The sequence below is a fragment of the Nostoc sp. ChiQUE01b genome, from assembly GCF_034531255.1.
Lineage (GTDB): Bacteria > Cyanobacteriota > Cyanobacteriia > Cyanobacteriales > Nostocaceae > Nostoc.
This window is the reverse complement of record NZ_JAVRBM010000080.1, coordinates 22,243-42,527: the sequence shown is the minus strand read 5'-3', so window position 1 is coordinate 42,527 and position 20,285 is coordinate 22,243. Positions and strand designations below refer to the sequence as shown.

Annotated in this window: 19 protein-coding genes and 1 pseudogene; 13 read left to right on the top strand and 7 right to left on the bottom strand. The window is 40.3% G+C overall.

Annotation, left to right across the window (positions count from 1 at the left end; translation table 11 throughout):
- Positions 1-84: 84 nt before the first annotated feature.
- The 3 genes from RMY63_RS33335 (at position 85) to RMY63_RS33325 (ending at position 2,298) form a co-directional block, all read left to right on the top strand.
- A complete protein-coding gene (locus tag RMY63_RS33335) occupies positions 85-297 on the top strand; it encodes a Uma2 family endonuclease (protein WP_322732804.1) in 213 nt (70 codons plus the stop codon).
- Positions 294-491: a hypothetical protein gene (locus tag RMY63_RS33330; RefSeq protein WP_322732802.1), complete on the top strand. Its 198-nt coding sequence runs from the start codon at positions 294-296 to the stop codon at positions 489-491. Before RMY63_RS33335 ends, RMY63_RS33330 begins: the two co-directional genes overlap by 4 nt.
- 814 nt (positions 492-1,305) lie before the next feature.
- On the top strand, positions 1,306-2,298 hold the full coding sequence (locus tag RMY63_RS33325; RefSeq protein ID WP_322732801.1) for a hypothetical protein: 993 nt from the start codon (positions 1,306-1,308) through the stop codon (positions 2,296-2,298).
- A gap of 55 nt (positions 2,299-2,353) precedes the next feature.
- Here the strand turns inward: RMY63_RS33325 and RMY63_RS41975 are convergent.
- Positions 2,354-2,647, bottom strand: a pseudogene (locus RMY63_RS41975) (hypothetical protein); the annotation flags it as partial.
- Positions 2,648-2,842: 195 nt separating this feature from the next.
- On the opposite strand from RMY63_RS41975, the gene RMY63_RS33320 reads away from it, so the two are divergent.
- The 3 genes from RMY63_RS33320 to RMY63_RS33310 all read left to right on the top strand — a co-directional run bounded on the left by RMY63_RS33320 (position 2,843) and on the right by RMY63_RS33310 (position 5,583).
- Positions 2,843-3,034, top strand: coding sequence for a hypothetical protein (locus RMY63_RS33320; protein WP_322732800.1), 192 nt, complete (start codon positions 2,843-2,845; stop codon positions 3,032-3,034).
- Between the two features lie 90 nt (positions 3,035-3,124).
- Entirely contained in the window at positions 3,125-4,270 is a 1,146-nt protein-coding gene (locus RMY63_RS33315) for an AI-2E family transporter (protein WP_322732799.1), read from the top strand.
- A 143-nt stretch (positions 4,271-4,413) separates the two neighbouring features.
- Positions 4,414-5,583, top strand: coding sequence for a homocysteine biosynthesis protein (locus tag RMY63_RS33310; RefSeq protein WP_322732798.1), 1,170 nt, complete (start codon positions 4,414-4,416; stop codon positions 5,581-5,583).
- Between the two features lie 61 nt (positions 5,584-5,644).
- On the opposite strand, the gene RMY63_RS33305 is transcribed toward RMY63_RS33310, so the two are convergent.
- The gene (locus tag RMY63_RS33305) at positions 5,645-6,673 is read right to left on the bottom strand and encodes a hypothetical protein (protein ID WP_322732797.1); all 1,029 of its coding nucleotides are present in this window, start codon (positions 6,671-6,673) and stop codon (positions 5,645-5,647) included.
- 379 nt (positions 6,674-7,052) lie between these two features.
- Between RMY63_RS33305 and RMY63_RS33300 the strand changes: the two genes are divergently transcribed.
- Positions 7,053-7,946 (top strand): tetratricopeptide repeat protein, encoded by an 894-nt coding sequence (locus RMY63_RS33300; protein ID WP_322732796.1) that lies wholly within the window; start codon positions 7,053-7,055, stop codon positions 7,944-7,946.
- Positions 7,947-8,047: 101 nt separating this feature from the next.
- On the opposite strand, the gene RMY63_RS33295 is transcribed toward RMY63_RS33300, so the two are convergent.
- Both RMY63_RS33295 and RMY63_RS33290 read right to left on the bottom strand, forming a co-directional pair.
- Positions 8,048-8,668, bottom strand: coding sequence for a TMEM165/GDT1 family protein (locus RMY63_RS33295; RefSeq protein WP_322732795.1), 621 nt, complete (start codon positions 8,666-8,668; stop codon positions 8,048-8,050).
- Positions 8,669-9,179: 511 nt separating this feature from the next.
- On the bottom strand, positions 9,180-10,139 hold the full coding sequence (locus RMY63_RS33290) for a protochlorophyllide reductase (RefSeq protein ID WP_322732794.1): 960 nt from the start codon (positions 10,137-10,139) through the stop codon (positions 9,180-9,182).
- 398 nt (positions 10,140-10,537) lie between these two features.
- On the opposite strand from RMY63_RS33290, the gene RMY63_RS33285 reads away from it, so the two are divergent.
- The 3 genes from RMY63_RS33285 (at position 10,538) to RMY63_RS33275 (ending at position 14,377) form a co-directional block, all read left to right on the top strand.
- Positions 10,538-11,950 (top strand): AAA-like domain-containing protein, encoded by a 1,413-nt coding sequence (locus tag RMY63_RS33285; RefSeq protein ID WP_322732793.1) that lies wholly within the window; start codon positions 10,538-10,540, stop codon positions 11,948-11,950.
- A 143-nt stretch (positions 11,951-12,093) separates the two neighbouring features.
- Positions 12,094-13,677 carry an AAA-like domain-containing protein gene (locus RMY63_RS33280; RefSeq protein ID WP_322732792.1) on the top strand — a complete coding sequence of 528 codons (1,584 nt, stop codon included), beginning with the start codon at positions 12,094-12,096 and terminating at the stop codon, positions 13,675-13,677.
- 88 nt (positions 13,678-13,765) lie between these two features.
- The gene (locus RMY63_RS33275; RefSeq protein ID WP_322732791.1) at positions 13,766-14,377 is read left to right on the top strand and encodes a Uma2 family endonuclease; all 612 of its coding nucleotides are present in this window, start codon (positions 13,766-13,768) and stop codon (positions 14,375-14,377) included.
- 87 nt (positions 14,378-14,464) lie between these two features.
- On the opposite strand, the gene RMY63_RS33270 is transcribed toward RMY63_RS33275, so the two are convergent.
- Together RMY63_RS33270 and RMY63_RS33265 are read right to left on the bottom strand one after the other, a co-directional pair.
- On the bottom strand, positions 14,465-14,884 hold the full coding sequence (locus RMY63_RS33270; RefSeq protein WP_322732790.1) for a transcriptional regulator: 420 nt from the start codon (positions 14,882-14,884) through the stop codon (positions 14,465-14,467).
- Entirely contained in the window at positions 14,868-15,167 is a 300-nt protein-coding gene (locus tag RMY63_RS33265; protein ID WP_322732789.1) for a type II toxin-antitoxin system HigB family toxin, read from the bottom strand. The genes RMY63_RS33270 and RMY63_RS33265 overlap by 17 nt, the downstream gene beginning before the upstream one ends.
- A gap of 321 nt (positions 15,168-15,488) precedes the next feature.
- Between RMY63_RS33265 and recQ the strand changes: the two genes are divergently transcribed.
- The 3 genes from recQ (at position 15,489) to RMY63_RS33250 (ending at position 19,537) form a co-directional block, all read left to right on the top strand.
- Entirely contained in the window at positions 15,489-17,648 is a 2,160-nt protein-coding gene (gene recQ / locus RMY63_RS33260; protein ID WP_322732788.1) for a DNA helicase RecQ, read from the top strand.
- A 113-nt stretch (positions 17,649-17,761) separates the two neighbouring features.
- Positions 17,762-18,334 carry a Uma2 family endonuclease gene (locus tag RMY63_RS33255; protein ID WP_322732787.1) on the top strand — a complete coding sequence of 191 codons (573 nt, stop codon included), beginning with the start codon at positions 17,762-17,764 and terminating at the stop codon, positions 18,332-18,334.
- 12 nt (positions 18,335-18,346) lie between these two features.
- Positions 18,347-19,537: an MFS transporter gene (locus RMY63_RS33250; protein ID WP_322732786.1), complete on the top strand. Its 1,191-nt coding sequence runs from the start codon at positions 18,347-18,349 to the stop codon at positions 19,535-19,537.
- A gap of 144 nt (positions 19,538-19,681) precedes the next feature.
- Here the strand turns inward: RMY63_RS33250 and RMY63_RS33245 are convergent, their stop codons facing one another.
- Positions 19,682-19,849, bottom strand: a complete 168-nt coding sequence (locus RMY63_RS33245; RefSeq protein WP_322732785.1) for a hypothetical protein — start codon at positions 19,847-19,849, stop codon at positions 19,682-19,684.
- Positions 19,850-20,285 lie beyond the last annotated feature (436 nt).

Sequence of the window (20,285 nt, the reverse complement as noted above, 5' to 3'; positions counted from 1 at the left end):
TTCTCCGTATTTATTTATCTTTACATAGTTTAGTTTTTTCGCGTCGACTTACTTAGCTTACTCCAAACTACTCTTTGCGAAACAATTAACGGGATAGCTAGAAGCCAAAAAATTGCTTACACTTTGCCCAAATTACGCTGCACTTTTGGCGATGCTTCTATCGTCCCTGATGTCTCTGTGTTTCGCTGGGATAGAATTCTTAAAACTCTATCTGGCAGAATTGTTAATCGCTTTGAAATTCATCCCGACTGGGCAATTGAAATTCTTTCCCCAGAGCAAAGGTTAAAAAAGTATTGAGTAAATTATTGCATTGTTCACACAATGGTACTGAACTAGGCTGGTTAATTAATCCAGAAGACGAAAGTCTGCTGGGGATTTTTCCTGGACAGCGATTGGAATTATACGAAGGTGCTGATAAATTACCCATTCTTGAAGGTATCGAATTGGAATTGACTGTTGAACAAGTTTTTGGCTGGTTGAGTTTGACGTAAAAAAGCGTTCTGTAAAGTTGCTGGATTCTGACTTTTCAGGTCAATCGCTCATCGCCTTACTACCATCCACAACGCTGACCGAATTTATGTACTTCAAGCTGGCAAAATAGTACAGCAAGGTAGTTTCACTGATTTGGCAAATCAGCCAGGGTTGTTTGCCTAACTCATGTTAAGACAGATGCTTTAGCGACTTTTAGTCGTCGGGTGCTTACAGCTGGGGAAATTTCAAAATATATATGTAAACTTTAATCACAAAATTATTTATTATGCCAAAAGCAATTTAAAGTCGCACAGTTTTAGCCCAGAACGATAATACCGTAGTTGTTGAAAACAACCATTATTTCCCTACTGACACAATTAGCAAAGAATACTTTCAAGATAGTAAAAATTGTCTCAACTAAAGGGTGCGTTAGGCTTAACGCCGTAACGCACCCTACTGCTTTGTGTTTACCAGCAAAGCCAGACTAACAGTAAGTATACTACCAGCGATCGCGCTAGTTTCTGGCAATGATTTCAATATCAAGTTAATAAATGTAATAGAAATCTATTTTCTACATTTAATTTTAGGGTTGGATGAATATAAAATCTGATATCTGTGTTGTTTATTAGTTGTTTCTTGCTGTACATATTCATTTTTATAAAGGTAACTAACTAGGTCGGTTTAAACAGATTTCAATAAAAATTAGACTAGACTTTACGGAGACTTTATATAGATTTTAAGCTTGTTTGATATTATTAGATATCTACCCTTTGGCGTAGAAGTTAGAAATCAGCTAGACAACTAAAGCTTAAATACTGTTAAGGAATAAAAATAATGTTTATTTTACAACGTGGCATTATCACCTATGCTTACGGAGCATCTTATTATCTCGAAATGGCAAAGTCCTTAGCACGTTCTCTACGTCTTCATTCACCAAATGTTCCACGTGCTATTGTTACTGACAATCCAAATGATCGAGAGTTACTCGAACTTTATGATTATGTTATAACCTTTAAACACCAATATGGTTCTAACGTCAAACAAAAGCTTCATGTCTATGATTATTCTCCATTTGAATATACACTTTGTATTGATAGTGATTGCATAGCAGTAAGGGATATTAACTTTATTTTTGATGATTTTAAAGGTAGAAGTTTTAGTGTGGCAGGTAATGTATATCTTCAAGCAGGTGATAAAGATAAGTTTATTGATGTAGATGACACACTCAAACGATTTAATCTGACAAAACTACCTAGATTTAATGGAGGTCTCTATTATTTTGAAAAAAATGATACTGCTAAGGCATTTTTTGAAACAGCACTAGAATTTTCAAGAGATTGGAGAAAGCTAGGCATTAGTGAATTTCGTGGTGATGGCCCTAATGATGAACGTATTTTTGCCCTAGCGATGATGCTACACAATCAAAGTATGTTTGAAGATAATGGTCAGATGATGCGAACACCAATCGGTCTTCGTGGTTCTTTTAATATAGATGCGATCGCAGGTAAATCTACTTTTCAAAAATACAATCAAGTGGTGTCTCCTGCTCTTGTACACTTTGCCTGCGTTTGGGGAGAGCATCCCGTATATCATCGTGAAGTATCAAAGTTAAAAAACCTAGACAAAGGTTCAGCCAACCAGGTCAAATCTAATATATTTTCTGCAATTCAATATAAGTTTGGTTATCAGATTGCTTTCTTAAGGTATATAGCTAAACGTGTACCTAAAAATCCTAAATATATTCAAGCTAGAGTGAAAAAATTTCTGATGGAATTGCCTGAGTTGATCAAAGCTAAATATAAAATTGAGCCAGTTCGGAGCAAATAAAGTTTGTTCAGGAGGCAGGAGATAGGAGGCAGCTATGCTGGAGGAACCCACGTTTTCAAATGTGGGATTGGATCTTGGACGCTTTGTATCTCGTGGCACTTTCCGCGACGCTCGTTCGCCCTTGGCGTCTCCCCTTGGGAGAAGACTCGCTTGCCGCCGGCGCTATCGATACAATTCCTTTTTGAAACTGGGCAATAACCAAGAATTGACAGTTTTTATTAATACTTATTTCCTTCTGCCTCCTGCCCTCTGCCTCCTGCCTTCTTTGTAAAACTCTGCATTTCTTTGTGCTTAGTTTAAATGACTCAAAGGCTGCTTTGATTACTTTTTGTATAGCTTTAATAGTGTATAATGTGCTGTCTGTGGTTCAGGCAGCACTCACAAAGTTCATTAGCGATCGCGCCTCACATCCTTCGCTTCTGACAGGTACTCAAAATTATATTTTTGTGAATCTACAAGGATTGTATCTGTGGGTTTATTGTAGAAACTAGACGGTACAGCGCAAATTTGTGCGTACCACAAAAATTTGTATTGCCATACTTTTATGGAAAATCAACTAGGATTAATTCTAAAACTACTTTTACTCTCGGCTTTGTTATCAGTATTGATTAAGTATGCAGGGCCAAGTCTACCAATTCCGGCGACAGCAACCAACGCGCTGATTATAGTATTGTTGCCGATGGTGATCGTAGCGATCGCTCTCCTGTGGCGATTTCAAGCACAGAAACAAAATTAACTCAAACCATTTGCGCACAAGTTCCTAAAATCAGCTAACCTAGCTTAATTACAAGAAAATTGCATCTCGCCAACCGTTGGGAGTTAGCCTGTGAACCTCGGTCAATGGATCGGCTTAATCGCCATACTTCTTTGTTTATACATCCTCTGGCAAATTCGGGAAGTGCTTTTGCTAATGTTTGCCGCAGTTGTGTTAGCCACCACCTTAAATCGGCTAGCGAAACGCTTTCAACGGTTTGGGATGAGGCGCAGCTTCGCCGTCCTCCTAGCAGTAGCTATCTTTCTCGCGGGTATCGTGGGTTTTTTCTGGCTAATTGTGCCGCCATTTGCCCAGCAGTTTCAAGAACTAACCTATCAAGTTCCTAAAGGGTTTGGACGCTTTAATAGTTGGCTTGATGCCCTGAGAACTCGTATTCCTGACCAGTTAATTCCTTACGTCCCAGATATCAATAGCCTGATTCAACAAGTACAGCCCTTCGTCAATCGGCTACTGGGAAACTCCTTCGCCTTTGTATCTGGCTCTTTGGAAGTTGTCCTCAAGATTTTGTTAGTGTTGGTTTTAACAGGAATGATGTTAGCCGACCCCGTGGCTTACCGCAAAGTATTTGTGCGGCTTTTCCCCTCATTTTATCGGCGGCGGGTAGATGGGATTTTAGATAAATGTGAAGTCTCTTTGGAGGGATGGATTACAGGCGCTTTCATTGCCATCTGTGTAGTGGGTCTGATGAGTCTGATTGGCTTATCAATTTTGCATGTCAAGGCCGCACTTGCTTTAGCGGTTTTAGCGGGATTTTTTAACTTGATTCCCAATTTGGGGCCAACAATGAGTGTAATCCCAGCAATGGCGATCGCCTTCTTAGATGAACCTTGGAAAGCGATCGCTGTTTTGATTCTCTACTTTTTCATTCAACAGGCTGAGAGTAATTTCATCACACCCGTTGTCATGGCGCATCAAGTATCATTGCTGCCAGCCATAACCTTAATTGCCCAGCTATTTTTCGTAACTTTCTTTGGCTTTTTAGGATTATTTCTAGCGTTACCTCTAACTGTTGTCGCTAAAATTTGGTTGCAAGAAGTGTTAATTAAAGATGTTTTGGATGAATGGGGAAATAACAATAGAAAAGAGACTGAGTTTGTGATAGTTTCTAAATCTCCTGGAACAGATGATAGTTGGACGGCAGAAAATCCAGATATAAATGAGAATCCCTCGATTGATGATGATATCTTGAAAAAATAAAATTAGTCACTCGAAGTTATATGAAGTCTTGCAAATGTTGAAGTGATTGGGATAATTGGGTGCTGGAGTGAAAATTTATTTTCCCTACTCCCTACTCCCCATTCCCCATTCCCCATTCACCAGGAAGCGTAAGCACTGATAAGATGCGAACAATTGCAGAAATTAACGAGAAAATTAAGCGCCAACGTGCGGTAGTGTTGACAACTGAAGAATTAAAAGCACGAGTTGTAGAAATCGGTGTTACTAAAGCTGCTAAAGAAGTTGATGTAATTACCACTGGTACTTTTGAGCCGATGGAATCAAGTGGTGCAATTATCAATCTGGGACATACTGATCCCCCGATAAAAATTCGCCGTTGTTGGTTTGATGGCGTGCCAGCATACTCTGGTTTTGGTGCAGTAGATTTATATTTGGGTGCGAGTTGTGCTGTAGACACGACAGATGGGGAAGAAGTGCGAGAACGTGGTGGGGGTCATGTAATCGAAGATTTGATCGCTGGTAAATCTATACACGTGAAAGCACAAGGACAAGTAACAGATTGTTACCCCAGAGCAAATTTTGAAACTACAATTACCAGTGACACAATTAATCAGTTTTATTTATTCAATCCGCGCAATCTTTATCAAAATTTTATTATTGGTGTAAATGGTGGCGATCGCCCCCTCTTCACCTATCTCGGCCCTTTACAACCACGTTTGGGGAATGCTGTTTATTCTAACCCCGGCGCTATTTCACCTTTACTCAACGACCCCGATTTGCAACTTGTTGGTATAGGTACTCGAATTTTTTTAGGCGGTGGTGTTGGATATGTCGCTTGGGAAGGCACTCAGCACTTCCCCTTACAAAAGCGTTTAGCTAATCGTACACCGATTGGGCCTTCTGCCACCTTAGCTTTAATTGGTGATGCCAAGCAAATGGATGCTCATTGGGTGCGGGGGTGTTACTTCAAAAGTTATGGCCCCTCATTAATGTTAGGGGTTGGTGTACCACTACCTGTATTAAATGAACAAGTAATTGAACACTGTGCTGTCCAAGATCAAGACTTAGTAGCCCCAATAGTAGATTTTTCTATTCCCCGGCGCGTCCGTCCCACCTTTGGTTTAGTGAGTTACGCCCAACTAAAATCTGGGTGGATCACCATAGAGGGCAAAGCAGTACGCTCTGCCCCTTTAGCGAGTTTGTTTTTTTCTAGGCAAGTCGCCCTAGAGTTGAAAAAGTGGATCGAAGCAGGTACGTTTACCCTTACAGAACCAGTTTCTCCAATTCCGATGGAGCGATCTTTTCTACCCCAAGACCGTCGGACGGATTTTTAAGGGGATGAGGGAGAATAATAATTGTTTACTTACTCCCCCTGCTCCCCCTGCTCCCCATACCTTATTCTTGAGTCGGTTTCGGTCGCTTGATGGGTTTAGGAACGGGCGTTCTTGGTATAGGTTTTGACACGACTGAGGGGTCGCCGCCTGTACTTGTTTTCTTGATGGGGCGGGGAGTTTCGCCAGCGCGTCTGGGGGGGAATGGTTTTCTACCACCAGCACCACCTCCACCGCCAGCACGAGGCCCACCTTTAAATGGTGGTTTGCGTTTTTTGGGCAAATCAGCGATCGCCTCGGCTTTTTCTACTACTAAAACGTCTGCTTCCCGCTTGGCTTGGAAGTCCCAGAATTTACCCACTGCTTTGGTAGTTAGTACACCCCTTAATTTCAACTTAAAATATTTGGGTTTGTCAGTTGATTTGCGTGGAGCCTGCCTAATTTTGACTACCAAGCTTTTAGCATCAAAAGATTGGTATACTACTTCACCACGAACAGAAAAACCACCATCTGCAACTTCTGATGAAGGTCTGGGGGCAGTTGTACTTAGTTCAGAGTTCTCGGATAAGCCATCATCGATTGTCTGTAACTCTTGCAACTCAAAATCCGATTCGTCCTCATCTGTTGAGTTTTTAGCGAGATTTTCTGGCTCCCAAACTCCGACGATTTGGATGTGCAAGGTATCATTTTCTTGTCTGGTACGTGGATATACTACCCACAAGTGTTCTTTTTCTAAGTCTAGATGATTCTTGACTAAGCTCATAATCCGGCCTAGGAGGACGGCATTGAGTTCTACACCATCTGCGGTCAGCAGCATACCTTGAGTAAATTGTTCGCTACTAGCATGATAGCGACCTCGGACTAACCCGATCGCTCGATACTGCATCGGTTCACTGGGAGGTGGAATCGGTTGCTGGCGATTAATCAAGTTCCCATTTGAGTCAGTCTCGCTGGTGTTGACAGGCAAATTGTCAACTTTTTTAGAGGACTGGGCTGCTATATGAACATTAGTGGCTGCCTCTACGTTAGTTGGGCCTTGGTTAGAGGCAGAAGAATTGGAAGATTCAGGCAACGGCATCAGGTCGGAATTCATAAAAACTCCTTGCGGCACAGACACATCCCATTATGGGATTTTACAAAGGCAGCTGGTAAGAACGTTTGTGCGGCTGATAAAAGTATATTTACTTCTCACAAAGTCACACTAGAGTACTCTACACAATCCTAAAGGCGCTAAATTTAGTGTGTAAACACTAAAAGTCTAATCTAGCGCTCTAGACACTAGTTTCGGAAGCATATCATAGCTACAATTCTGACGGCTCCTCCTAAAGTCATCACTTACTTTAGCAGTGTGGATAGTTAATTGTTATAAAATTCACAGGTAATTGGCGGTATTCCGCAAAGTTTTGGAAATTTTTAACTTTACGATTTGTGTAAATGATAATGTCATTAGAATTCAGGAGAAAGACAAAACTGTGTCTCAACCGCGCAATCGTTGGATAGTTCAAGTCGTCTTAGCAGTGGCAATTCTTGCTTTTGTGGGTGTTTCGGTGATTCCCATAATTGAAGCATTTAATAATACGCCACCCTCAAGTCAGAATACCGCTAGCACCAGAGGTAATTTGCCCTCCACTGACCAAAAATCAAAACTGGAAGACGAAGTACGGGGTTATGAACAAGTTTTGCAAAGGGAACCAGAAAATCAGACTGCGCTTAAGGGCCTATTACAGGCGCGACTGCAATTACTAAGTCAAAAAGATAAAAGCGAGGTTAAACCAGCTGATATCCAAGTTGTTATTGAACCTCTAGAAAAGTTAGCAAAGCTGAATCCCGAACAGTCGGAATATTCAGTGTTACTAGCTCAAGCCAAACAGCAAATTGGCGATCGCGAAGGAGCCGCTCAAGCTTATCGCTCGATTTTGTCCACTAAACCAGGCGATTTGAATGCTTTGCGAGGAATGGTGGCTCTATTGATCAATCAGCAACGCCCCGAAGCAGCCATTGGTTTGTTGCAAGAAACCCTCTCTAACGCAGCCCAAGCAAATACAATTCAGCCTGGAAGTGTAGATATAGTAGCCGTGCAGGTGCTATTAGGTTCTGTCCATGCTTCCCAGAAACGTTACGCTCAAGCTAGCTCTGTTTATGACCAGGCAATAAAGAAAGATCCCAAAGATTTTCGCCCCGTCGTGGCAAAAGCGATGCTCCTGAAACAACAGGGCAAAAACGCAGATGCAAAATCTTTATTTGATAGTGCCGTAGCTTTAGCACCTGCTCAGTACAAAGACGGAATTAAAAAGGCAGCAACGGCTTCCCCCACGCCTAATCCTGCTGTATCTCCCGCGCCTTCATTGGGAAATACTCCTAAGTAATGGGGAGCAAGGAGATGAGGGAGCAGGGGGAGATGGGGGAGATGGGGGAGATGAGGGAGTAAGTAAACAATTATAATTCTTCCTCATCCCCCTCATTCCCCTCACGCTCCTTCAATGGCAGCAACGACACCAAAGACTAAAAACAGGCATCCGCCAATCAGGGTGAGTTGACGCTCAGAAATGCGTCCGGCAATCATTTTGCCGCCGATAACTGCGATCGCAGCACAAATAGCATGTCCTAAAATTGCACCTATTGTCACTCCAATGGGGTCATTGCCTGCTGCTAGGGCAATGGTAGCAATTTGAGTGCGATCGCCCCACTCTGCCATAAATGTCAACACAAAGGCTTCTACGACAATTGCCAACTCAGTCTTTTGCTTTGGTAACTGCAAATCTGCTTGTTTCACCGCAGCTTCGGCTTCTGCCACAACTTCTGTATCACAAGCAGCAGCAGACATCTTACTAGCGTCACATAACAGTTTGATACCGAAGGCAATAAATAAAGCTATTTCGGCGTAATGAATATAAACTTTTGGTAACAAAGATACCGCTTGTCCAAATAGCACCGAAAGGATTGTCATCGCGGCTAAAGCAGCTGTAACACCTATAAATACCAGCCGCCGCGAGTGGTGCATTGCCAATATTACAGCAATAAAAAAAGTTTTATCGCCTAGTTCTGAAACTGTAATTAGTAATAAACCTGCGGTAAAAGCTGTTAACACTCTCTCAAGCTCCTGAAGAATCGTTTACCGATGTAAAGCTTGATGAGAGCCAAAAAACCTCACCAAGTTTACACTTTTCCGTGTGAACTTAGTGAAGGTCTCGCTTTCAAATATTGATTACTTGCCACCTGAACCAGGCTCATCGCCAGTATGTTGATTCAGATGTACTGGCTTTTAGATTTTTTGCCAGCAGCTACTCCCCTTCTGTGCGATCGCAATCATACATATTTCCCATGTATAAGTCAAGGAGGTAGGGAATGGAGAGGTATAACTTTAGAATGAAACAGCACATACAGAACGATTCAGTGCTTACTGAGGTAAAAACTCATCATTTGTGACTTCTGCTCTGAAATCGTTAAGCGCCATATCATTTTCTTTGTCTACAACTTTACTAAAGTCAGAGGTGACGTAATAATCACCTCAACCATCACTTACCTGCACATAATGCTAAATTAATTCAAAAAAATGAATCGATGAATCATGCACAAGGGTAACGCCAAGTCCTATATCATCAGGCAAGTCCAACCAACTTGGCGCTTAGTTCCCACAGGCGATCGCCTTTTTCGTCATCACGAGCTTGAGGAGAGACTTTTTGCACAAAAGACTTACCATCTTTCTTCTGGCGATTTCCCCAACTCCAATAAACACCGGATTGATTATACTCAAGATCGGCAACCACAGCAGCAACCCGTTCTCCCGCCAACTCTTGAGACACATATCCCCCAGTAATATACTTCTGGAATAATGGGAAGATTTTCTGAAACAGGGGATAGTGGTTTCTAAATAGCGGCGTTTCTGCAACACATCCCGGATAGAGAGAATTGAAGACGATACCGGTTGACTCGTGATAGCGCTCATGCAGTTCCCGCATAGTCAGCACATTGCAAACTTTGCTGTCTTTGTAAGCTTTGACTGGTTCAAATTTCTTGCCATCAATCATCGATATTGGCTCTTTAAACCCTTCTGCAAAGCCTTGCAAATCGCCCAAGTCGGGACGTGGTGGAATCTTCCCACCCAGTTCGTCTGGATTGTGCGTGACTGTTCCTAAAATTACCAGCCGTGGCTCTAAAGATGACTTCTTCAGATCCTCTAGCATCAGGTTGCACAATAAGAAATGACCCAGATGATTCGTGGTGACAGTTAACTCGTAACCTTCTGGACTGCGTAACGGCTCCTTGATTAAGGGCATATAAATTGCAGCGTTGCACACCAAAGCGTCTAAAGACTTTCCACTGGCTCGAAAGTTCTTCACAAACTGTCGAACACTTTCCAAGGAGCCAAGGTCAATATGTATGCTGGTATAACTGTTGTAGGGGATTTCCACAGCTTGAGCAGCTTTTTGTGCCTTTGCTAAATCCCGACATGCCAGTACCACATACCATCCTTTATCAGCAAGAGCTTTTGCAGCATATAAACCCACCCCCGAAGAGGCACCCGTAATTACAACTGTTGGCTTCTGATGTTGTTCCATTCTGTTGAGCGTTCATTGACTGTCTCTAGGATCTCATACCAGTGAGCCATCATTATCACCAGGTTTTTCAAGGCTGTATTTTAGGCTGAACTAAGTAAGTGGGCGAGAAAATTCCCAAGTATGTTACGAAATGTAAATACAGCACATACTTTATAAAATCGTTATTTCACGGTTTTGACAAAACTAAATATATATTGTTTTTATCGTGCTTACCTACTTAACCTCTATACAAAAAATCTTCAAAAAAATATAATTATATTTTTTGAGTACTGATAAAGTTTAAAATTGCATAAATGCAATCTTGACTTTTTCTGTTTTCAAGTATTTTTTTAGATATATATTATTACTAGACTGAAAAGTATAAGTAAATTGTCTAGCTGTTTAACAATTTATACGCTGTGGATAAGCTTCTACAATTTGTAAAAAAAATTCTTCAAGACAAGCCTCTCGATTCAATTCAGTGGTTTGTGCTCTATCAATCGTGGTTGGGCAAAACTTACGGTGAAATGGCAGAGGCATCAGGCTACGGCAACAATTACATCAAGGAAGTTGGTTCTGAGTTGTGGCAAGACCTTTCTATAGCACTTGGAAAAAGAATAACAAAAAAAAATCTGCATTTAGCTTTAAATAAACACTTGCAAGACGAGATAGATGCAGACGCTCAGGAAAATCAGATCCAACAAAAGTTCAATGAAAAATCTAGCTTAGAAATGGTTTTTCCAGACTTTTTTTCAGGAAGCAAGATAGAATTTCCTAGCGGCCCTGTAGCATTAGGTTCTCCTCTTTACATCAATCGCCCTTCCCTAGAAGAACTTGTTTGTAATGAGATTTTACACCCTGGTTGCTTAATCAGGCTCAAAGCACCTAAAAAGATGGGAAAAAGTTCCCTGCTCAATCGGATGATTGCTTATGCTAGAGAGCAAGATTATCAAATTGTCTATTTGGACTTTCAAGAAGCTGACCAAGACGTTTTTGCTTCCCTGGACAAATTTTTGCGTTGGTTTTGTGTAAATGTTAGTAGGCAGTTAAATCTCCTTTCTTGTCTAGATGATTTTTGGGATATGGAAATGGGCAGCAAGGTAAGCTGCAAAATTTATTTTGAAGCATATCTGTTGCAATACATTAATGATAGTCCTTTAGTTTTGGCTTTGAATGAAGTCCATCGGATTTTTGAACATCCCAATATTGCGCAAGACTTTCTGCCAATGCTGCGATTTTGGCATGAACAAGCAAAGCAAGATCAGATTTGGCAAAAACTGCGGATGGTAGTGGTTCACACAACAGAAATTTATATTCAGCTTAAACTCAACCAATCGCCTTTCAATGTAGGGATAACAATTACATTGCCACCATTTACCCTTAAGGAGGTACAGAATTTAGCATTACGTTACGGATTAGATTGGGCAGGAGACTCGGAAGGGACAAAATACCTTGCACCCCTACAAGCGATGGTAGGAGGACATCCCTATCTGGTAAGCCTTGCATTTTATCATCTATGTCAGGGAGAAATGACGCTGGAGGTGTTATTAGAAACCGCATCTACACCAGTAGGAATTTACGGTCAGTATTTACGAGAACTGTTGACACTACTGCAAGCAGAACCAGAATTAATGTCAGCTATGAAACAGGTAATTGCAACAGATCAAAAAGTAGAGTTAGACGCGATCGCTGCTTACAAACTAGAAAGTATGGGTTTAGTTCAACTAAACGGTAATCAAGCTAGTGCCATGTGTGAGTTATATCGTCTTTATTTTAGTCAACAGTTGGGAAAGCAAAATAGTGCTAATGCTTCTAATGAATTTTCCAGCTAGTTTTGAGTGTTCATAGTAAGCACTAAAGTTATTACTACGAGCCTAATTACTCATCGAGCTTAAAGGAATTTTATCAACTGTCACAATACAAATTTATTGATTGAAATAAATATAGAAGTAATTGAAAATTAAAGATCAATAAAATGAAAAATTATCGATACCAAGTTGGTGGTACTCTCACTAGTGACGCTCCTAGCTATGTTGAGCGTAAAGCGGATGTGGAACTTTACGAAGCTTTGAAACAGGGTGAATTTTGCTACATCCTAAGCTGTAGGCAAATGGGTAAATCTTCACTTATGGTAAAAACAAAGCACCGCTTGCAAAAAGAGGGCTTTAAATGTGCCACTGTTGATATGACTAATATTGGTTGTGAAAATATAACTCCAGAACAGTGGTATAAAGGAGTTGTTGGGGACTTATGGTTGGGTTTTAAACTGTTAGGAAAAGTCAATTTAAAAACCTGGTGGCAAGAACAAAGCGATCTTTCTTTGGTACAGAAAATCAGTCGGTTTATTTCGGAAGTTTTATTAGCTCAGTTTCCTAACGAAAGACTATTTATTTTTATTGATGAAGTTGATAGTATACTCAACCTCGATTTTTCTGTTGATGACTTTTTTAGCTTGATTCGGTTTTGTTATAACCAACGAGCAATTAATCCAGAGTATCATCGGATTACATTTGCAGTTTTTGGAGTTGCTACACCTTCTGATTTAATTATATATCGAAATAATACTACCCCCTTTAATCTTGGTAAAACCATCCAAGTAAATGGTTTTAGCTTTGAAGAAGCTCAACCACTTTCTTTGGGACTAGATATTAAAGACAATCATCCTCAGAAAGTTTTGAAAGAAATATTAGCTTGGACAGATGGGCAACCATTTATTACTCAAAAGCTGTGTCGGCTACTTGTGAGTTTATCTCAAGATGATATGGGTAGAAAGCTGAAAATTCCCCCTGGTACAGAAGAATTTTGGATAGAAAATGTGGTGCGATCGCACATCATCGAGAAATGGGAATCACAAGATGAGCCTGAGCATTTGCGAACTATTCGCGATCGCATCCTCAGAAATGCAAAATTTGCTGCCAGATTACTAGGAATTTATCAACAAATCCTCCAAGGAATGAAAGTACCAGCCGATGATAGTCGAGAACAGGTAGAACTGTTGCTGTCTGGCTTGGTAATCAAAAAACAAAGTTATCTCCAAGTAAAAAACCGAATTTATCAAGAAGTTTTTAATTTAGAATGGGTTAGAAAAAAATTAGCTGACTTGCGCCCCTACTACGAAAACTTTAATGCATGGGTGGTCTCAGAAGAAAAAGATAAATCTCGCCTATTGCGTGGACAAGCTTTGATGGATGCTCAAACGTGGGCAAATGGTAAAAGCTTGAGCAACTTAGATTATCGGTTTTTAGCTGCTAGTGAAGAATTAGATCGGCGAGAAGTACAGCAAGCATTAGAGGCTGAACGTGCTCAAGAAGTCGAAGCACGACTTGCAGAGCAACAAAAAAGGCTGGCTCAACAAAAGAAAAATGCTACGATAGTGACACTTTTGCTCGTGGGCATGACTATCAAGTTGGTGATTTCTATACTGTGGGGAGTATCGCTTTTACGAAAGATTGATGCTTTAGAATCACAGCTAAAATGCACCGATCTTACTACACCTCTTCAATTTTCTCACTGTCCAAAGTCAAGAACTGCTAGGGAAGTTGATCGTAATAGTCATTAAAAAACTTAAACTTAATGGCAAATAGATATAAACTTGAAGATCAAAAGGTTATGAGAAGCCAAATGCTAATCAATCAGCAGCGATCGCCATGATCGCAACCCCTAAACCACTAACCTTTAATCAATTCCTTGATTTCGCCGAAGGTAATGAACTTAATGAGTATGAGTTGGTTGCTGGAAGGCTGGTGTTAATGCCAGAACCCAGCGAACTGCATGAAGAAATTCTTGAATTTCTGTCCTTCATGTTTGAACTTGCCTACCGCAAGCGTAAACTGAAATACTCAGTTCGGAAGCGAAACGCATTACAAATTAACGAGACACAAAGCCGACGACCCGATATTGCGATTATCCAACGCCCCCAGTTTTACCCCGACGATCAACCGAGGACGGGTATCCAAACTCAGCCATTCATGATTGTTGAAATTGCCTCATTCAACTGGTCAACTGACCTCGTAGACAAGCAAGAAGAATATCTTGCCTTGGGAGTACCTGAATATTGGATTATCGACTACCGAGGTCAAATTCCTGCTAAGTATTGTCTGCGAGGAAAAGGAAAAAAGGCGATCGTCCTGACCCTAGAAAATGGTGAATATCAACGCTCTGAGTATCTTGAAGGAGAAACAATTCCTTGTCAAATTTTTCCAGACTTAACTTTAACCGTTGACCAAGTATTAGCAGCTGATGCCGAGAATGTAGTTTAGGCCGATCGCCCGATTTTGGGAAGCGCGTAGGCGTAGCCCGTCGTAGACATCGCCAATCTTATAGTGACTGTTTAATCTTCAATTTTCTTACTGTCCAAAGTCAACAGCCGTTAGGGAAAGCCCAGAATAATGGTCATTGAAAAATTGAGCTAGGGACTCAGCTTGAGATTGGCTAACTTTCCGTTGACCATTAATCACTTCCCTAACAATCTCAATAGTACCAAAAACCCCTAATAAAGAAGTTGGCTGTACATCAAACTCATGCATGAGAGATTCCAAAGTAGCAACAGGTTTTGATTCACCCATCGAATAATGACGTGACTCGTAATTTTCAATTAGAAGAACCAACAACTCAAAAAGCGCAGTTTCAGCTTCTGTCAACTCACCAGACATCATCCCCTCTACTGCTGTTAAGGCTCTGTTATACTCCTGTTCTGTTTTAATTGGCTTAGGCTGATAGTGAATCAGTAAGTCAGTATAAGTTTTTTGACTAGAAGTAGGGGTCATCTTTCCACCTTTCCTTATCGTATTCAGGATGGGTAAGAACGTATTTAATAAAAATTGTCTGGCTAGAATATTTAATGTCTACTATCAAACGATAATTATTACCTTTGATGTTAAACACTGTAAAGTTACCAACCGCTTCTGCCTTTGGATATCTTTTCTGAACATCCACCAAATTAGACCAATTGGCTATAGATGCAAACTTGTACCAATCATTAAGAGCATCTTCAGAATCAACGTGTTGAACCCAGAATTCCCGCAATTTCACTTTGCTGATTACGTGCATCCCGAAAGTGAGAATATTTGTGCTAATGATAGCATTGATTGAGCCGAACGCCTGGGGAATAGGGCGATCGCCAATTTTGTAGGGACTGTCTTGAAAGTCAAGCGCTTGCTCATGTATGATAATTGATTTAGTGCGTAGGCGTAGCCCGTCGTAGACATCGCATCATATTATGATGTTTGATCAGCGTGCGTAGGCGGCGTAGCCCGTCGTAGACATCGCCAACACAAACGCAGACCTGACCAAAGCTGCGGAAGATGTAAGTTAAAATCTTGATATCTTCAATAACTACCCACGCAGAACGGCCCGGAAAAAGCGATCGCTATGCTTCAGTATCCCCATCTCGAACAAGCGCTGAAATATCACTTCGGTTACGATCAATTCCGTCCCGGACAACGGCAAATTATTGAAGATGCGCTGCAAAATCGAGATTTAATGGTTGTGATGCCGACTGGCGGGGGGAAATCTTTATGTTTTCAGCTACCAGCATTGTTAAAAAATGGACTAACGGTGGTGGTGTCGCCGTTAATTGCTTTAATGCAAGACCAAGTAGAAGCACTGCGAAATAATAATATTAATGCGACATTTCTCAATAGCAGTCTGAATGCTTTCCAAGTGCGATCGCGGGAAGAAGCCATCCTCAACGGTAAAGTAAAATTACTCTATGTCGCCCCGGAACGTCTCCTCAGTGAAAGGTTTCTTCCGTTTCTCGATTTAGTTAAAGAAAAAATCGGCATTTCTAGCTTTGCTATTGATGAAGCACACTGCGTTTCGGAATGGGGACACGATTTTCGTCCAGAATACCGCCAGTTAAAATCTCTGCGGAAACGCTATCCTGATGTTCCTACCGTCGCCCTCACCGCCACAGCAACTGATCGCGTCCGTAGTGATATTATTCAACAACTAGGGCTAAAACAACCTAGCATCCATCTTGCTAGTTTTAATCGTGAAAATCTTTATTACGAAGTTCGTCCTAAAACTAAATATGCTTACGCTGAATTATTAGAACTAATTCGAGAAACTGAAGGTTCAACAATTATTTATTGTTTAACTCGGAAAAAAGTTGATGAACTCACTTTTAAACTCCAAAATGATAAAGTTGTTGCTCTCCCTTATCATGCCGGATTAACTGATGAAGAACGTAGTAGTAATCAAACGCGATTTATTCGAGATGATGTCCGGGTGATGGTGGCAACAATCGCCTTTGGAATGGGAATTAATAAACCTGATGTGCGTTTGGTAGTTCACTTCGATCTACCTAGAAATATAGAAAGTTATTATCAAGAATCGGGGAGAGCCGGGAGAGACCGAGAACCATCTCGGTGTGCAATATTTTTCAGTTTTGGTGATGTTAAAACAATTGAATGGAGTATCGATCAAAAAGCTGATCCTCAAGAACAGTTGATTGCTAAACAACAACTGCGGCAGATGATTGATTACGCTGAAGGTACTGATTGTCGGCGAACGATTCAACTAGGTTATTTTGGCGAAAGATTTGCGGGTAATTGTGGTAACTGTGACAATTGTAGTCATCCCAAACCTATGCAAGATTGGACAATTGAAGCTATGAAGTTTTTATCTTGTGTGGCGCGTTGCAAAGAAAGATTTGGGATGCTGCACATAATTGATGTGTTGCGGGGAGCAAAAAAAGACAAAATTATCCAGTATGAACACGATAAACTTTCTACTTATGGTATTGGTAAAGATAGAACTGTAGATGAATGGCGAATGTTGGGGCGATCGCTTTTACATCAGGGGTTAATAGAACAAACTAGCGATGGTTACTCAGTTTTAAAACTAAATGCCTTAAGTTGGCAAGTAATGCGAAAACAACGCCCAGTTTCCGTAGCTGTAACCACAGTTCAAAAGATTACCTGGGAACAGGGGAGTGAAAAAGCAGAAGTTGCAGAAATATTATTACAGAAGTTGCGATCGCTACGTAAACAATTGGCTGATGAGCAATCTGTACCACCTTACGTCATCTTTCACGATTCCACTTTAAAATTGATGGTACAGGTGCAACCCCAAAACTTAGCTGAATTTGCCAAACTTTCTGGTGTAGGTAGCCACAAACTCGCTCAATATGGCGAAAAGTTTATTACAGAAATTCGCGCCTACCGCCAAGAAAAAGGTTTGCAAAATAAATCTGTTACTTCTGTATCATTTCCCAATTCAGCTTCTTACACTGAATTGCAGACATTACAATTACATCAGCAAGGTTTAAATATTGCTCAAATTGCCCAAAAACGTAACCTTAGTCCGGCAACAGTTAGCAATCATCTAGAAAAACTTATTGAAAAAAATCAGCCAGTTGATTTAAATCAATTAGTGCCTATAGAACATCAACAAAAAATTTGGCAAGTTTTAGAAGTACTCGGTGACATTTCCCTGACTCCCATCAAAGAACAACTAGGTGAAAGCTACACTTTTGATGAAATTCGCTTAGTGCGGTGTAAGTGGCGGCGCGAAAATCGCAAGAGATAATTTGCTTAAGTCTTACTATTTACTCATATATTTATTTTTTGAAAAACTAGATAAGGAAGCTAAACTTAAATCTTATGATTAAAATACAAGAGCAAGATTAAAGGAGTTAGGCGATGAGTCAGATGCTTAATACAGGAGTACGCTGGACAATTCATGATGTGGAACTCTTGGCAGAAAATGAAGGGACACGCTACGAGATAGTTGATGGAGAATTATTTATGACCAGGGCACCTCACTTTAAACATCAGCAAACTTGTGGCAGAATTTTCCGACAGCTTGATGTTTGGTCGGAGTCTACTGGTTTAGGAGAAGCTGTAATCAACCCCGGCGTTTTATTTTCAGAATCAGATAATGTGATTCCTGATGTAGTTTGGGCGACTAAAGAAACCTTAGCGCTAACATTGGATGAAGCGGGACATTTAACTGGCGCACCAGATTTAGTAGTCGAAGTTTTGTCTTTTAGCAATGAAGACTTAAGACGAGATAAGGAAGCCAAACTTAAACTTTATTCTACCAGAGGAGTAAAAGAATATTGGATTGCTGATTGGCGATCGCGTAAACTAGAGGTTTATCGGCGCGAACAAAGTCAACTTAACTTGGTAGCAACTTTATTTAGTAATGATAATATAATTTCTCCGCTATTGCCTGGTTTTAGCTGTACTGTAAACCAGTTTTTTCCTGTATAAATTTTAGCTTGAATGGAAAAACAAATCTCATGTAACGGATTAACTAAAGTCCAGGTAGTGATAATGGCGATCGCAGCTGGTGTTTGTGTTGCTAACGTTTATTATAATCAGCCAATCCTTAAAGATATTGCATCATCTTTTCGAGTCAGTGAAGGCGAAGCGGGTAGCATCTCTGTGCTTACGCAAGTTGGTTACGGTTTTGGGCTTTTCTTTTTAATCCCCTTGGGCGATAAAATCAACAAGAAAAAATTAATTCTTTGCTTACTGGGATGTTTGTTCTGTTTGTTGATAGCCATAACGTTTTCACAAAACATCGTCCAAGTTTGGATATTGAGCGTCGCAATTGGGATTACGACAGTCTCCGCTCAGGTTATTCTTCCCTTAGCAGCAAGTATAGATAGAGTAACTACAGGTCAAACCGTAGGCAACATTTTTACTGGTATATTGATTGGAATTTTAGGAGCAAGGGTTTTTAGTGGCTATATTGCTGAATGGTTGAGTTGGCGTTATGTATATGGATTTTCGGCAGTAATGATTTTAATTGTTATTGTTTTATTAAAAATATACTTGCCTAATGTCAAAAATGAATTTAATGGTTATTATGTAGAATTATTAAACTCAACGCTTCAGCAATTAAAACGTTTTTCATTATTAAGAGAAGCATCTTTAATTAGCGGGTTATTGTTTGGTGTCTTTTGCTCATTTTGGACAACGCTGACTTTCCATTTAAGCGGAGCGCCTTTTAATTTTCAATCTGACACAATTGGGATGTATGGCTTTGTGGCGATCGCAGGTGCATTAATGGCACCAGTTTTTGGTAAACTAGCCGATCGAGGTAACTCCCAACGTTCTTTAACTATTGCTGTATCAATGGTGATAGCAAGTTTAGTAATTGCTAAAATTGCTTCTCATTCTGCACTAGCGATCGCTGTTGCTGTATTGTTAGTAGATGTAGGTGTACAGGCAGTCCAAGTCACCAATGTTGCAAGGATATACACTCTTGATGCTCAATCGAATAGTCGCATCAACACAGTTTACATGACTACCTATTTTATTGGCGGTGCTGTAGGTACTAGCATTGGCCTATTCTGCTGGGATCTTGGTGGCTGGAATTTAGTAACTTGGCAAATGTTAGTTTTTACTTTGCTGGCATTTTTTATTATCGTCAGACCTAAAATAATTACAGCAAGAACAAATAAATAATCAAACAATCGTTTTTGATTAAGTTAGCACACTCATTCTTTTACCAAAATCAAGATGTGTATAACTTATTATTCAGATATCGCCTTGCACCAATAACTAAGTTTTCTCCTCATCAAGGCGACATCTATAAATAATCAGTTTACATTAAGAAAAACTGGGGATTTCCGAGTTGGAATCTTGTGATGTAAGCGTAGACGTTGAAGATGCAGTTTTTTGGCTTTTGGCAGACATAATGACAGATACCAGCTTAGGCAGTGCTAGGCAGGCAACAGTATTTAGCAGCGTCATAAATATACCATCTATCAAACTCATATATTAATCTTCTCCGTTTGAAAATTGGTGTTGACTATATTTTTAGTTTGAAGCAAAATCAGTACAATTGCGTAAAAACAGATTTTAGATTTCTTTTAAAGAATATAAGCTAAATAAATATATTTTTATCTTATAGTAAGCCGATTTGATTTCTGAAAACATTTGAAAACATCTAAATATATGTAGGAGATGTTATCACTTAGCGTAACAGCGTTTGTCGCAGGTCAAACCTACTTATAATCCCAGCTTACCTAGAGATATTGCTGATTGTCCGTTCTTGGTATTTCCCTTGATTTTTTGGATGCAGCGTCATACCTCTACTTTTTATGTCTTCTGACTTCCTGCTCTGAGATGTGTTAGGGGGTCAAACCCCCTATTCACCAGATATATCCTCGCAGAAGTCAGCGAGCTGAGTCTCTAGGTAAAGAGCAAATTA